Below are 15,499 nucleotides of genomic sequence, written 5' to 3'. Positions count from 1 at the left end.
CATGTTCGCTGGGTGATGCCTCGACCCGAGGGAGCGGCTTTCACGCAAGTTTCAAGCTGATTTCAAGTCTGCACAGGACAGGCGGGAGATGCTGACCGAAGTGCTCGGCCGGCTGGGCCGGGCCCGAAGTCCATCGCTTTGCCGGGAGAACGTCAACGATGCAGGGTTCCCGCTCCACTCGGGTTGAAACGGCCGCGGGCAGCGCGGGAATGGTCCGCGGCTGCAGCCCGGCCGGCCGTCTGCTCGTGTGGCGGCTCGCATGCCTGGGCGGCTTTTTGCTCGTGGCGATGAGTGTCCTGCCGCAACTGTCCCATTGGCCCTCGGACTATTCCGTGCCGGTGCGCGCCCAGGTTACCGAAGCGCATTTCGATCAGGGCGCGGGTTGGCTGCCGCCGCTGGCCGCGCGTGCGGTGTTCAGCTATCGCTATGTTCACGACGGCCGGGTCTTCGCCGGGTCGGCCTATCGCGCCTCGGGTGGCCGGGCCGAGGCCGTGCGGCGTTTTCTGCCCGGTGCCGTGATCACCGTCCATGTCGATCCATCCAGGCCCGGGCGCGCGCTGGTCCAGCCCGGCCTGTCGCGCCACGATGCCGGCCGCATTCTGCTCGGCCTGCTCTTGCTGGCCTTCGCCGCCATCCGATTGATCCTCATTTCCAGGGAGAACACACCATGTCGCCGGTAACAGCAGCCCGGCCGGCAACCTGGACGTTCTGGCCTGCGGCAGCTCGGCTTCGACCGCGACCGGCGCGGCCAGCCCGAGATCGGGGCTTTCGAACTCCAGGCCGATGGTCTGTTCGGCGATCGCTTCGAGCCTTGAGCAACGAATTTTCACGCGCTTTTCAAGTTGATTTCATGCAGCACCGGCCCGCCGGAGAGATGTTTGCGTTCGGGATTCATGGTTCAAGGTCAGCACCAGGCTGGCACGGGAGAGATGGAAATGAATAGACAGCAATGGCAGGTTGTAATGGGGTTGCTTCTGACCGGGCTGCTGGCCTGGGCCGGCCCGGTGTTGGCGCTGACCGAGGACGACGGCTACCAGCCCAATCCCAACGGCATGGTCTACAGCCTGACCAGCACGCCCTACGGCACCCTGGTGGGCGGCAACTTCACCAGCATTGCCGGGTCACCGCGCTCGCGCCTGGCGATGCTCGACGCGGCCGGTCGGAACACCTCGTTCTTCGCAGGGCCGAACCTGAGCGGTGGAGACGTGAACGTCAGCCTGCTGGCCGGCGGTACCGATCTGGTCGTTGCCGGCAGTTTCAACGGCCGCATCCAGCGCCTGGACGGCGACGGTGCGCCGCTTTCGCCCTGGTCCGGTTCGAATCCCGATGGCGATATCCATGCCCTGGCCGAAAAGCCCGACCCTATGACCGGCAATTACGGCATCTACATCGGTGGCAGTTTCGCCAACGTCGGTGGCCAGGCCCGAACCGGCGTGGCCCGGCTGAACTACAACGGCCAGCTCGATACGGGCTTCGTGCCGCCGGATTTCAGCGGCAGCGTTCGCGCCCTGGCGGTGCAGGACGACGGCAAGCTGCTGGTGGCCGGCAGCATCGGCATCACCGGACAGATTCCGGCCCGGCGCCTGTACCGGCTCAATGAGGACGGTTCCGTCGACAACAGTTTCCAGGCAGCCGGCCTGGCCAGCGGTGTGCGCACGGTCCAGGCCCTGCAGATCGAGGACGACGGCCGCATCCTGGTTGCCGGCGAGGTCGACGGTGATGGCTTTGTCCTGCGCCTGAACGCCGACGGCAGCGTGGATGGGGCCTACGAGCCGCCCAGCCTGAACGGCCCGGTCTACGCGCTGGATCTTCTGCCCGACGGCCGCGCCCTCATCGGCGGCGATTTCACCAGCGGCGTGGGCCCGCGCAGCCGAATCGCCCGCCTGAACGAAGACGGCGGCGTCGACAACGGCTTTGCCCCACTGGTCAACCCCAACGCTGCAGTACGCAGGGTGCTGGTTCAGGACGATGGCGCAGTGCTGCTCGGTGGGGCCTTCAATCAGATTACCGGCCTGGGTCGGAATCGCCTGGCACGGCTGGATGCTCAGGGGAGGATCGATCAAGCGCAGGCGGAGGTGGAGTTTGCCCCGTCGGGCCTCCTCTCGCCGAAAACAATCGCACTGCAAGCCGACGGTCGCATTCTGGTCGGGGGCGTATTTACCCATATCAACGGCACCAGCCGCAGATCTCTGGCGCGCCTGCATCTCAACGGCAGCCTGGACAGCAGCTTTGCGCCCTTGATCGACGGCGTGACAATAAATGCTATCGCCGTACAACGCGATGGTCGCATCCTCGTTGGCGGGTGGTTTGAAACTGTCAATGGCACGCCACGCTCCCGGCTGGCCCGTCTGCACCCGGACGGTAGTCTGGACACCAGTTTCAATGCGGAAGTCGGAGGAGATAATTCCCCCCTTGTCAATTCGATCCATATTTTCGATGACGGCAAGATTCTGATCGGTGGGCGGTTTTCTGAGGTCAACGAACAGGCGCGTCTCGACCTGGCGCGCTTGCACCCGGATGGCAGCCTGGATACCAATTTCTCACCCAGTTGGACCGAGTCGCAGGCTTCTCTCAATAGTTTGGCGGTGGATGACGATGGTTGGGTGTACACATGTGGCGAAGGTTATGCCAGCCAAGATAGACTAATATTCGCCCGCTTCACCCCAAGCGGACAGCTCTGGTCAAGCTTTGATCCGCCGCTTGCCATTGGTGCTGGGCGGCACCTCTGCCGATCAATAGTCATCGACGATCACATCGTTGTGGGAGGGAGAATCCAATACTCCTTCGGTGGCAACCAGTACGGTTGGTCGCTGATTGATCAGAACGGCAACCATACCGTGGCCAGTCCTTTCGAAGGAGGCGGCGCTTCGCTTGATCGTAGCAGGGTTATTTCGATCCAGAAGAGAGGTTCTGGTTATTTGGCCGCTGGAACTTTCCTGTTGAACGAGGAGAGCAAGCATCTTGCCCTGCTGAATCACGCCGGCAATGCCTTGTGGCCGGGCGTACAGCCGTGGTCCGCAGGTAGTGTTGAGTTAATCCGTGATAATACTGCCCTGCAAATGACCCTTGATGGTCGGGTATTGCTGGGAATAAATGACCACCTGCATCGCTTCGCCAATCCCGACGGCCTGCCGCTACGCCAGCGCATCGTCTGGGGCACGCCGGGCCAGCCTGAGCGACTGGTCTGGGATCGGCTGACCGGTTTCGGCTCTGCGCCGGCCGTGCTCGGCACACCCCGGGTGCTGGTCTCGCAGACCTGCTGCGACGCGGACGACTTCGTGCCGGCCGCCGGGGGCGGCTGGATGAGCCGCGACGGGGATGACTGGCGCCTGGACGGTTTTGCAGGTCTGCCGGGCAAGTTCTACGTGCGCATCGAGTATCGGATCGGAAACGCCCAGAGTTCATCAACCCTGGTCACCCCGATCCAGCGACTCTACGGCGAGATCCCGCCGGCCGTGGACACGGCCGATCTGTCGCTCAAGCTGGTCATCGATCAGGACCCGGTCGAACCGGGCGATGTGGTGATCGTCGATGTGCTGGCCGGCAACGCCGGTCCCGACCTGGCCGGGATGCCCGCGGTCACCATCGATCTGCCGGCGGGATACACCCTGATCGACTTCGACGACTCCGATCAGGGCACCTTCCTGCCCGGCGACATGCTGTGGAAGCTCGACGACCTGGCCGGCAGCGGTCCAGGCGCCGGAGCGCAGCTGCGCCTGCAGCTGCAGGTGACGCAACAGACACCGTATGCGATCGAGGCGCAGATCTTCGCCCCGGAGTTCGATCCGAACCTGAACAACAACGTGGCCACGCTGACCCCTGATGTCCTGCGCAGCCGCTCCGACCTCAAGCTGGTTCACAGTGTCTCGCCCGCCGCGGCGCTGCCGGGCGATCAGGTGACCTTCGCAGTGCTGGTCGACAACCTCGGCCCCGAATCGGCCGATGGCGTCGAGGTGGCCCATCTGCTGCCCACCGGCTACAGCTACCAGGGCCACAACAGCAGCCTCGGCAGCTACAACTCGGCCACCGGCCAGTGGCAGCTGGGCAGCCTCGACGTGGGCGAGGGCGCGCTGCTGGAGGTTGCGGCCCTGGTCAACGGCTCGGGCGGTTTCATGAGCTCGGCTTCGGCCAGCAGCTTCTCGGAAGACCCCGAGCCGCTCAACAACCTGGCCTTCGCCGAGGTCGATCCGTTCACCGACCTGGCCGTGAGCATCGAGGCTGACGCCGAATGGGCGGGGATGGGCGATGCCCTGACGATGACCGTGGAGGTCGTCAACAACGGCGCGCGCGCGGCGGATGCCGTCAGCGTGCAGGTGACGCCCCTGTCGGGCGGGTTCATCCCCCAGGATTATTTCGCCTCGAGCGGCGACTACGAGCCGAACTCGGGCCTCTGGACCGTGGGGTCGCTGCAGCCGGGCGAAACGGCAGTGCTGGTGATCGACGGCACGCCCGGCTTTCATGAGGACACCGGTGTCGGCGCCACGGTCAGCAGTGCCGCATTCGATCTGGACCCCTCGAACAACAGTGCCGAAGTCCTGGTTCGCTATCAGTTCGACGGCCCCTTCGGCCAGTTCAGTCCGGCCTCGATCGACTTCGGTGAGGTCCAGGTCGGCCAGTCCAGCGACTCGGTGGTGATCACCGTGACCAGCGTCGGCGATGAGCCGCTGCAGATGGGCTTCACGACGCTGTGGGGTGATGACGATCTGCACTTCGTATTCGACGGCGGCTCGTGCACCTCCAGCTCGCCGCCGCTGAATGTCGGTGAGACCTGTATCGTTTCCCTGCGCTTCGTCCCCGAGGCGGCAGGCACGTGGACCGATGCCGAGGTTCGGATCGGCTCCGATGATCCCAACGGGACCTACGTCATCCCGGTCAGCGGTATCGGTTTGTCCGACAGCGTCGAGGACGCGATCTTCTCCGACCGATTCCAGGGGTTCCAGTGACTGGAGAGCCCCGCCGGCAACCGAAAGTTGGCCACCCCGCACCTTGTCGTCCCGGCCCCCGAGCCGGGACCTTCCAACCGCCGGTGCCGGCATCAGAAAAGGCCCCGGATCAAGTCCGGGGCGACGAAATTGGAACGGCCACCCCACACATCGTCGTCCCGGCCCTGAGCCGGGACCTTTCAGCCGCAGGCGCCAGCGTCAGCTAAGGCCCCGGATCAAGTCCGGGGCGACAGGGGTTGCCTGGTTTAGAACGGGGCGTGACCCGGCGTGCGCGGATAGGGGATGACGTCGCGGATGTTGGTCAGGCCGGTGATGTAGTTGAGCAGGCGCTCGAAGCCCAGGCCGAAGCCGGCGTGGGGCACCGTGCCGTAGCGGCGCAGGTCCACATACCAGCTGTAGGTCTCGGCATCGAGGCCGTGCTCGGCCATGCGGCGCTTGAGCACGTCCAGTCGTTCCTCGCGCTGCGAGCCGCCGATGATCTCGCCGATGCCGGGGGCCAGCACGTCCAACGCGGCGGCGGTCTTGCCGTCGTCGTTGAGGCGCATGTAGAAGGCCTTGATCTCGTCGGGGTAGTTCATCACCACCACCGGCGCCTTGCAGTGTTTTTCCGTTAGATAACGCTCGTGCTCGGTCTGCAGGTCCAGGCCCCACTCGGCCGGGTATTCGAAGTTCTCGCCGCTGTCGGCCAGGATGCTGACCGCCTCGCGGTAGTCCATCCGCACGAAATCGGTTTCGATGAGCTTCCTCAGGCGCTCGATGGCCTCCGGGTTGATGCGCTCGGCGAAGAATTCCATGTCCTCGCTGCAGCGATCCAGCACGCGGGTGAATACGAACTTCAGGAAATCCTCGGCCAGGCGGGCCAGGTCGTTCAGGTCGGCGAAGGCGATCTCGGGCTCGACCATCCAGAATTCGGCCAGGTGGCGCGCCGTGTTGGAGTTCTCGGCGCGGAAGGTCGGGCCGAAGGTGTAGACCTTGCTCATGGCCAGGCAGTAGGCCTCGACGTTGAGCTGCCCCGACACGGTCAGGAAGGCCTCGCGGCCGAAGAAGTCCTCGCGGAAGTCGATCTTGCCCTCGTCGGTGCGCGGCAGGTTCATCAGATCCAGCGTGGACACGCGAAAGAGCTGGCCGGCGCCCTCGGCATCCGAGGAGGTGATGATCGGGGTGTTGATCCAGTAGTAACCCTGCTCGTCGAAGAACTCGTGGATGGCCCGTGCCGCGGCGTGGCGCACGCGAGTGACCGCGCCGAAAGTGTTGGTGCGGGGCCGGAGGTGGGCCACCGTGCGCAGGAACTCGAAGCTGTGCTTCTTGGGCTGGACGGGGTAGGTGTCGGGGTCCTCGACCCAGCCGACGACTTCGACGGTCCCGGCCTGGATTTCGACGCTCTGGCCGCGGCCCTTGGATTCGACCACCTTGCCCCGACAGGTGAGCGAGCAGCCCGAGGTCAGGTGGCGGATCTCGTCGTCGTAGTTGGGCAGGTCCTTGTCGGCGACCAATTGCAGATTGCCGAAGGTCGAGCCGTCATTGAGGTGAATGAAGGAAAATCCGGCCTTCGAATCACGGCGGGTGCGTACCCAGCCCTGGACGGTCACCTCGGAACCGACGGCGATTTCGCCGCCGAGCACCTGTTTGATGCTGGCAGTCTGCATGGTGTTGAGAATCCTTGTCATTGAAACGCGAACGGCGAGCCGCAATAATACCCAACATGGCAACGGCAACCCAAGAAAATCAGGCACAAACCGCCCCGGATCGGGGGATTCGACTGACCGAAGCCGCCGTCGAGCGCGTGCGCGGGTTCCTCGAGCGCGAGGGCGGCCTGGGACTGCGTATCGATGTCCGCCGCACCGGTTGCTCGGGTTGGGCCTATGACGTGGGCCTGGCCGAGGCAATCGAAGAGTCCGACCACAGCTTCGAGCAGGACGGACTGACAATCGTCGTCTCCGACAAGGCCATGCCGATGGTGGCCGGCACGACCGTCGATTTCGTCCACGAGGGCCTGGTGCGCGAATTCCGATTCCGCAACCCCAACGTCACGGGCGAGTGCGGCTGCGGAGAGAGCTTCACCGTCGGTCAGTGACCTGACCGACGGAAATTCGGAATCCGAAACCCGAAATCCGAAGCAAATTCAAGATTCGAAAACCCAAACGGCTCGAAACCCATGGGTTTTCTGTTCCGGATTTGCTGCTTCGAGTTTCGAATTTGATCCGCGAATTGCCTACCGTAAGCCTAACGCGGTAAAATGGCGGGATTTACCCGCCGGAGCCCGCCAATATGCGTCTGATCGAAGAAGCCCTCACGTTTGACGACGTTTCACTGGTCCCGGATTACACCGAGGTCCTGCCCAAGGACGTCGACCTGTCGACCCGGGTCACGCGCGACCTGAAGCTCAACATCCCCCTGCTTTCGGCGGCCATGGACACGGTGACCGAGGCGCGCCTGGCCATCGCGATGGCGCAGGCCGGCGGCGTGGGCATCATCCACAAGAACATGTCGATCGAGCGGCAGGCCGATCACGTCCGGGTGGTCAAGAAGTACGAGGCCGGTGTGATCAAGGACCCGTTCACCGTCGGGCCGTACACGACCATCCGCGAAGTCATCGAACTGACGCGCCAGCACAACATCTCCGGCGTGCCGGTGGTCGACGGCAACGAGCTGGTCGGCATCGTCACCAGCCGCGACATGCGCTTCGAGCGCAAGCTCGATGATCCCGTGCGCAACATCATGACGCGCAAGGACAACCTGATCACGGTCCGGGAGGGCGCCAGCCAGGACGAAGTACTCGAGCTGCTGCACAAGAACCGAATCGAAAAGGTCCTGGTAGTCAACGACAACTTCGAGCTCAAGGGCCTGATCACCGTCAAGGACATCCAGAAGTCCCGCGATTTCCCCAATGCCGCCAAGGACAGCGCCGAGCAACTGCTGGCGGGCGCGGCCGTGGGCACCGGCGGCGACACCGAGGATCGCATCCAGGCCCTGGTGGCCGCGGGCGTCGATATCGTGGTGGTGGATACCGCGCACGGCCACTCCAAGGGCGTGCTCGACCGCATCAAGTGGGTCAAGAGCAACTATCCCGACGTGCAGGTCATCGGCGGCAATGTCTCCACCTCCGAGGGCGCGCGAGCGCTGGCCGAGGCCGGAGCGGACGGCGTCAAGATCGGCCAGGGGCCGGGCTCCATCTGCACGACCCGCGTCGTCGCCGGCATTGGTGTGCCGCAGGTCAGCGCCGTGGCCGCGGCCGCCGAAGCACTGCTCAAGCACGATGTGCCCGTGATTGCCGACGGCGGCATCCGTTTCTCCGGCGATGTGGCCAAGGCCCTGGCGGCCGGCGCTTCCACGGTCATGATCGGTTCGCTGCTGGCGGGTACCGAGGAAGCGCCCGGCGAGGTCGAGCTCTACCAGGGGCGCTCCTACAAGAGTTACCGCGGCATGGGTTCGCTCGGCGCCATGGAGATGGGCTCCAAGGACCGCTACTTCCAGGCCGAGGCCGACGCCGACAAGCTGGTGCCCGAAGGCATCGAGGGCCGTGTGCCCTACAAGGGCCCGATCGGCGGCGTGGTTCACCAGCTCATGGGCGGTGTTCGCTCGGCGATGGGCTACGTGGGCTGCGCCAGCATCGAAGAAATGCGCACCAAGCCGCGTTTTGTTCGTATCTCGGCGAATGGTGTGCGCGAGTCGCACGCCCACGACGTGGCCATCACCAAGGAAGCGCCGAATTACAAGCTGGGTTGACCGGCCCTCTGCCGCGGGTCGGAGCGGGGCGGCTGTTCGTGCCAACGAGCTGAAACCGTGCCTCGTCGTGGAAGGTTTCAGGGTTCAGGTTTCAGGGTTCAGGAAAAGCGCATAGTCATATGGATATTCATCGTCATCGGATCCTGATTCTCGACTTCGGATCGCAGTACACCCAGCTGATCGCCCGGCGGGTGCGCGAGATCGGGGTGTACTCCGAGATCATGCCTTTCGACGTCGGCGACGAGGCCATCCGTGATTTCGCCGCCAGCGGCATCATCTGTTCCGGTGGACCGGAATCGGTGGCGCTGGAAGAGAGCCCGCGAATTCCGCCCCTCGTGTTCGACCTGGGCGTGCCTGTGCTTGGCATCTGCTACGGCATGCAGGCGATGGCGGCGCATTTCGGCGGTGCGGTCAGTCCTTCCGACGAGAAGGAGTTCGGCTACGCCGAAGTCGCGCTGGCCGAGCCGGGCCGCCTTTTCGAGGGGATCGAGGACCGCGTCGAGGACGGGCAGGGCCTGCTCGAAGTCTGGATGAGCCACGGCGACAAGGTCACCGGCCTGCCCGAAGGCTTCGTGACGACTTGCACGACGACATCCGCACCGATCGCGGGCATGGCCAACGAGGACCAGCGGCTCTACGGCCTGCAGTTCCACCCCGAGGTCACGCACACCAGCCAGGGGCGGCGCATACTCGAGCGCTTCGTGCTCGACATCAGCGGCTGCGATGCCACCTGGACCACCGAGGCGATCATCGACGACCAGATCGCGCGGGTGCGAGAGCAGGTCGGCAAGGACACCGTGCTGCTCGGTCTGTCGGGCGGAGTCGACTCTTCGGTCGTGGCTGCGCTGCTGCATCAGGCCATCGGTGACCAGCTGCTGTGCATCTTCGTCGACACCGGTCTGCTGCGATACCAGGAAGGCGACGAGGTCATGGCGATCTTCGCCGAGCACCTGGGCGTGCGCGTCGAGCGCGTCGACGCCCGCGACCAGTTCATGAATGCGCTGGCCGGCGTGTCCGATCCCGAAGAAAAGCGCAAGATCATCGGCCGGGAATTCATCAAGGTCTTCGATGCCGCCGCCAAGGGACACCAGGAAGCCGGCTGGCTGGCGCAGGGCACGATCTATCCCGACGTGATCGAATCGGCGGGCGCGAAGACCGGCAAGGCCAAGGTCATCAAGTCTCACCACAACGTCGGCGGCCTGCCCGAGGACATGAACCTCAAGCTGGTCGAGCCGCTGCGCGAGTTGTTCAAGGACGAAGTCCGCAAGATCGGCATCGAGCTGGGCCTGCCCAAGTCCCTGGTCATGCGCCACCCTTTCCCGGGGCCGGGCCTGGGCGTGCGCATCCTGGGCGAGGTCAAGCCCGAGTACGTCGAACCCCTGCAGAAGGCCGACCATATCTTCATCTCCGAGCTGCGCTCGGCCGGCCTGTATGACAAGGTCAGCCAGGCCTTCGCCGTGTTCCTGCCGGTCAAGTCGGTCGGCGTCGTCGGCGATGCGCGTCGTTATGAGTACGTCATCGCGCTACGCGCGGTGGAAACCATCGACTTCATGACCGCGCGCTGGGCCTACCTGGACCATGACTTCCTCGACCACGTCTCGCGCCGCATCATCAACGAATGCGACGGCGTTTCCCGCGTGGTCTACGACATCTCGGGCAAGCCGCCGGCCACCATCGAGTGGGAGTAGGCCGGGGCCGTCGGTTTACTGGATGTAGCCGAGTGATTTCAGCGTTTCGATTTCCTTGTCGGTGAGCTCGACTTCGTTGGGCTTGACTTCGCCGGCGAGAAATTCCTGTCGCAGGGAATCGAGATAAGCCATGAGCGCTTCGCTGACCTCCGGGGCTTCCAGGCGGGTCTCGCTGGATGGCCGGATCCGGGGGTCGAAGACCTCGGTCTTTCCGTGCTGCGTCTTGAACTTCAGCCCATCGACATAGACCGCGATCGACTTCTCGTCGTACCAGTCTGGAGTGTTGTCCATGTCGTGCCAGAGCCGGATCTCGGCAAACACTTCGCGTTCGGCGTCTTCCCCTGTCTCGTTACTCAGATGAGACATGAGCGATCGACCCTGCACGCCGGGCAGTTCGATTCCAAGCGCTGCATTCGCGATGGTGGGAGCCAGGTCAATTACGCTGACGGTTTCGGATACGCGCCGGCCAGCCTGGCTTTGTCGGAAATCGCGAATGATCAGCGGCACATGCAGCACGTCCTCGCGTAGCGTGGGTCCGTGACCCATATTGCCGTTTTCTCCCAGTCCCTGGCCGTGGTCCGAGACGACGATCACGATAGTGTTGTCCAGCCGACCGGTGGATTGCAGCTTGTCCAGTACTTGCCCGACCAGTTCGTCGGCCAGCTCGATTTCGCCATCGTAGAGTGCATTCATGGCGGCGATGTGCTCGGGTGAGGCGAGAATCCTGTCTCGTTGCCCTCGCAGCTCCTCGCCGCTGGCGCCGTCAGCGAGGAATCCGTCGTAGCCCGTTTCCTTCATCCATGTCCGGGAGTGTTCTGTCAGGTCATATGGGCTGTGCGGTTCGAATAGGTGCAGCCACATGAATGCCGGTTCGACGGCGTCTGATCGCTGCTCGAGCCAGTTGAGTGCCATTCCCGTTGTGTCTATGCCGTTGCGGATCGGGTCGTCGCCGTCCGGCGGAAACTCACTGTCGCTCGCGACATCGAAACCGCGATCGAGCTTGCCGCGAAAGTGCATGCCTTTATAGCTGACGAACGATCCTGTCGAGTATCCCGATTCCAAGAGTAGTTCGGTCACAAGCGGAATATCCCCGTCAAGCTCCAGGCCATTACGTCGTACGCCGTGGTAGCGCGGATACAGGCCTGTGAGCATCGAGGCGTGCGCCGGCCAGGTTGTTCCGGCGCTAGTAACAGCACGTTCGAAAACGACGCCTTCCTCAGCGAGGCGATCGAGATTGGGCGTGAGATCTCGTCCGTAACCGTAGGCGCCGAGGCGGTCAGTGCGTAAGGTATCGATCGAAATCAGGACGATATTTGGTCGGTTGTCGTCTCCGCTAGTACAGGCCGTCGCACCAGTGAGAACGATGACGATGGCCAACAAGAAAATTCGGATGGGGTGTCGTGTCGCCTTCATGGGCCAGGTCTCCGCACAATCACAAGAATCATCGGTATCGGCTTTCCAGAGCGAGGAACATTCGCTCATCGTGATCAGCCGAACTGGGGTCTGATTTTTTCGTATCGCCCACTCGATAGGTTGCTCGAACGTTCCAACCGGTTCGTTCTGCCAGCCTGATCAGGCCGGGGGCAGAAAAGATCCAGTAATTGGTCGGATCGTCGTTGCATTCTTCCGGAGCCAGTAAATAAGCCAGGGGGGCTTCCTCCAGCTTGAGGCGGCGGTCTGCCGTGCGACGTGCGATACGAGTGCTAAGGAAACAGAATCGACTGTGCCGTGCCAGCGTCTCTAGAATATAGAAGGGGTTCTTTAGGTGGTACAGGATCCCCAGGAAGAAGACAAGATCGTAGCGCTCCGAGGGGAGCTGGAATTGCGTGTCGAGGTCTACTTCGTGAATCGAGACCGTTTTCGATTCGAGCCTGCTCCCCAATTCACGAGCGCCGATCAGTCCGTTCCAGTTCGTGTCCGGCCAGTCAATCAAGTCGACTGAGTTGCCGATGCTCTCGAGAAAATAGGACAGGTCGCCGTCGGCAGCCCCTATGTCTGCCACGTGCCCTGAGCCGAACAAGGACAGTATTTCATCGGGCAGCTGATCCATCAGGTTCTGTATGTGCCAGAGATTCGACAGGATGTCGTAGGCATACCAGGTTCTCTCGGGCGCGGGCGGGGCGGACTTGACCTTCTCAAGGCCCGATTTCCATTGGGCCGCATGATTGAGAAGTTCCGCGTAGTCCTTAAATCGCGCCTCTGTGGAATTTGTTGCTTCGGGCATGGTTCAGTAGTCCTTGAAGGTCGCTGGTTGGGCGAAGGCCGGGCTGTTGGGTCCAATTTCCAACTAGACACCGCCTCGCAGCGAATAGCCAAGCTTGCGTGCCGCGGGTTGGCAGATCGAGGCCAGGTCGTCAAGCTCCGCGGTGGAGAAATCGGGTTGGTAGTATTCCGGTTCGCTGATCCGCTCTGCATACTCGGCGATGAGAGATGTGGCGCGGTCGACGTCGAGTCGTGCATGGTCAAGAACCTTACTGATGACCGCTTCCGGATCGGCGCAGAGATCTTCGTAGCGCAGGAAGTAAACGGCCGGCTCCAGTTGAGTGTCCTGTGCCATGGACTCCAGGACGTGGCTGTAGACGGAATTCCAGTAAAGCGCCCAGCCAGCCACTGAACGGCCGGCCTCCCAGTGCTCCTTGATCCTGCGAGCGTCCTTGCCGTCGCCAATGCAAACGGCTCGTCGACCCGGGCCGAACTCGAAGTGACCCGACATCCCCAGCTGCCGAGCCACGCGCGGGTCTTCCTCGTTGGCCTGGCGGAAAAGACGATCCTGCTTGATCAGCGAAGCGACCTGATTGACGGGGTTGCGAACCGGTACGATGAATCGCGCATCCGGCAATAACTTGCGGATGTAGCGAATGCGTGTCGTGTTGTAGTTGCCCTTGGCCAGATAGCGGCTTCTGTTCCGGGCGAGCAGGAGCTTCCGGATGTGGTCGCGATAGAAGCCTTCGAACTCCGGGTTGGACGTATTCTCGGTGAGCACCTGGTCGCGAGTCGGGTCGTGCAAGCGGCCGAAGAACTGCATCCAGATGACTTCTTCGACGGCCTCCGGACTCTCGTTGCTGACCATGATGCGGTCGCGGTGCGCTCGTTCGACCATCTCTGCCTGCTGCCGCCCGCTGCGCTGGGCGAGCCAGTTGCGCCAGTACGGCGTGTAGACATTGGGAAAATCGCTGTACCGGTGACTGGTGACATCCGGATGGCGTGACAGCAACTCCGTCAGGATGGTGCTGCCTGCTCTCGGCACGCCGGCGATGTAGATGGGCTGTTCGATGCCGATCTTCTCGATTTCGTCGCGCAGCACCGAGGACTCGAGCCGGGCCAGGTGTCGCCAGGCAGGGGCGGTACGTTCGAAGAAGCGCGCACGCCAGTGCAGTGACTTGGGGACGTGACGGCGCTGTTCGCGGACGGTCTGGGTCATTGCGTCAGAGATCGAGACGATTGCGGGGGCGCGGCGGACGTGCTTGTCAAACGAGCTAGAATACCCGACACCCCAAAGCCAAGACGGAACACCGCGTAATGTACCAACTCTCGTCGCGATTGCTCGGATTTTTTTCCCTTCTGGCGCTGGCTGCCTGCTCGGACGCTCCGCAGACCGGCCGGCCGACCGACGATGTCGACCCCGGTGATCCGCCGGAGGTGATCGTCATCGGCGTGGACGGCGCCGAATGGCAGGTGATCGAGGACATGGTGGGTCGGGGCGAGTTGCCGGGGTTCGCGCGCCTGATGGAAGAGGGCGCCTACGGGCATCTGATCAATCCTGGGCCACAGGTTTCACCGGTCGTCTGGACGACCTTCGCGACCGGGCATTTCGGCTCCGAGCACGGCATCCTCGACTTTGTCTATCCGTTCAACGGGGACTCCGGCAAGCAACCGGTGGATGTGTCGCTGCGGCAGCAGCCCGCGCTGTGGAATGTGCTCGATGCGCATGGCAAGCAGTCCACCGTGATCGGCTATTTCGTGTCCTGGCCGGCCGAGGCCATCGACGGGCGAATCGTCTCGGACCGGGCTTTCCAGAACATCGACCACAAGGTGTGGCCGGAGACACTGGAGTCCCTATCGCAGGAGGTTCGCCGCTCGGTGTTCCGGGAGGAGTCCGAGCTGTATCAGCGCTTTTTCCCCTGGCCTTACGAGGACGCGCAGGCCGAGGACGAGTCCAGCCCGTACTACCGGGCCGCCAGGATGGTCAAGGGTCGGGTCGACAATCGGATTCGTTCCGACGAATACGTGCGGCGCATGACCGATCGGCTCTTCGACGAGCCCGCCGATCTGTTTATCAGCTACTACCGGATTGTCGACATCGTCAGTCACTCGCTATGGAAGTACTACGATGCCAGCGACTGGGAGGAAAAGCCCGATCAGCGGCAGGTCGAATTGCTCGGGGATGTCCTCGAGGAGTCGTACCGCTACGTCGACGAAGTCATCCAGCAGGCTTTCGAGAAGTACGGCGACCGCTCGAACATATTCGTGATTTCCGATCACGGTTTCGGCTCGGGCACGGGACGCTACCAGCCACAAGCCAGCGATCTGCTCACGGGCAACCATCGTCCCAACGGCGTGGTCCTGGCGCACGGTCCGGATATACAGCCGGGGCGCCTGGAGCCGATCACCATCATGGAGATCTTCCCGACCCTGGCCTACCTGCTCGATGTGCCGATCGCCGATACGATTCCCGGCTCGGTCGCCTATTCCATGCTGTCGGAATCGTTTACGGCCGACAATCAGCCTCGTTTCGTCGAACGCTATGACATCGGCTGGAGTGCCCCGGAGGCTCAGGAAGCCGGTGCCGAGGCGCAGGCCGAGGAAATGGAGTCGCTGCGAGGGCTGGGTTACATCGGGGAAGGCGTGACCCTGGCGGACAGTTCGGCCGAGAGCCAGTTCGATTTCTGGGCGGTGGACGCCAATCTGCTCGCCGGCAATCTGCACGGCAACGTGGTCTATCACTTGATCCGGGAGAACCGGGCGGCGGCCGACGCTGCCACTAATGCGCTCAAGCGCAATCGCCCCGAGCTGCTGCCCCAGCTCCTGGCCCGGGTTCGTGCAAAGGTCCACACGCTGCGTGAAGAGATTCCCGATGGTGAAGGGCTGGCGCCGGGGACAGACGAGTACGTGGACGCACACAAGGGCACGGCCTCGCGCTGA

10 protein-coding genes are annotated in these 15,499 nt (G+C 63.2%); 6 read left to right on the top strand and 4 right to left on the bottom strand.

The genetic code is table 11. The features are described 5' to 3' along the window. Window positions 1–158 precede the first annotated feature (158 nt). On the top strand, window positions 159–680 hold the full coding sequence (locus tag DZC52_RS13890) for a DUF3592 domain-containing protein (RefSeq protein WP_116651750.1): 522 nt from the start codon (window positions 159–161) through the stop codon (window positions 678–680). 255 nt (window positions 681–935) lie between these two features. Continuing rightward, a complete protein-coding gene (locus DZC52_RS13885) occupies window positions 936–4,943 on the top strand; it encodes a choice-of-anchor D domain-containing protein (protein WP_147307713.1) in 4,008 nt (1,335 codons plus the stop codon). A gap of 245 nt (window positions 4,944–5,188) precedes the next feature. On the opposite strand, the gene asnS is transcribed toward DZC52_RS13885, so the two are convergent. Continuing rightward, a complete protein-coding gene (gene asnS / locus DZC52_RS13880) occupies window positions 5,189–6,589 on the bottom strand; it encodes an asparagine--tRNA ligase (protein WP_116651748.1) in 1,401 nt (466 codons plus the stop codon). Between the two features lie 56 nt (window positions 6,590–6,645). Here asnS and DZC52_RS13875 point away from each other — a divergent pair, with 56 nt between their 5' ends. From DZC52_RS13875 to guaA, 3 genes are all read left to right on the top strand, one after another. Continuing rightward, complete coding sequence (locus DZC52_RS13875; protein WP_116651747.1) at window positions 6,646–7,017, top strand: HesB/IscA family protein; 372 nt, start codon at window positions 6,646–6,648, stop codon at window positions 7,015–7,017. Between the two features lie 194 nt (window positions 7,018–7,211). Then, the gene (guaB, locus tag DZC52_RS13870; protein ID WP_116651746.1) at window positions 7,212–8,669 is read left to right on the top strand and encodes an IMP dehydrogenase; all 1,458 of its coding nucleotides are present in this window, start codon (window positions 7,212–7,214) and stop codon (window positions 8,667–8,669) included. 119 nt (window positions 8,670–8,788) lie between these two features. After that, complete coding sequence (guaA, locus tag DZC52_RS13865; RefSeq protein WP_116651745.1) at window positions 8,789–10,357, top strand: glutamine-hydrolyzing GMP synthase; 1,569 nt, start codon at window positions 8,789–8,791, stop codon at window positions 10,355–10,357. Window positions 10,358–10,372: 15 nt separating this feature from the next. On the opposite strand, the gene DZC52_RS13860 is transcribed toward guaA, so the two are convergent. The 3 genes from DZC52_RS13860 to DZC52_RS13850 all read right to left on the bottom strand — a co-directional run bounded on the left by DZC52_RS13860 (window position 10,373) and on the right by DZC52_RS13850 (window position 13,778). Beyond that, window positions 10,373–11,839: a sulfatase gene (locus DZC52_RS13860; RefSeq protein ID WP_116651744.1), complete on the bottom strand. Its 1,467-nt coding sequence runs from the start codon at window positions 11,837–11,839 to the stop codon at window positions 10,373–10,375. Next, window positions 11,799–12,581: a class I SAM-dependent methyltransferase gene (locus DZC52_RS13855; protein WP_116651743.1), complete on the bottom strand. Its 783-nt coding sequence runs from the start codon at window positions 12,579–12,581 to the stop codon at window positions 11,799–11,801. Before DZC52_RS13855 ends, DZC52_RS13860 begins: the two co-directional genes overlap by 41 nt. 63 nt (window positions 12,582–12,644) lie before the next feature. After that, window positions 12,645–13,778, bottom strand: a complete 1,134-nt coding sequence (locus DZC52_RS13850) for a sulfotransferase family protein (protein ID WP_116651742.1) — start codon at window positions 13,776–13,778, stop codon at window positions 12,645–12,647. A gap of 98 nt (window positions 13,779–13,876) precedes the next feature. Here DZC52_RS13850 and DZC52_RS13845 point away from each other — a divergent pair, with 98 nt between their 5' ends. Then, window positions 13,877–15,499, top strand: a complete 1,623-nt coding sequence (locus DZC52_RS13845) for an alkaline phosphatase family protein (protein WP_116651741.1) — start codon at window positions 13,877–13,879, stop codon at window positions 15,497–15,499.

The sequence above is a fragment of the Wenzhouxiangella sediminis genome (assembly GCF_003410055.1).
Lineage (GTDB): Bacteria > Pseudomonadota > Gammaproteobacteria > Xanthomonadales > Wenzhouxiangellaceae > Wenzhouxiangella > Wenzhouxiangella sediminis.
Note: the sequence above shows the minus strand (reverse complement) of the source record. Positions and strands in the feature narration are given on the sequence as shown.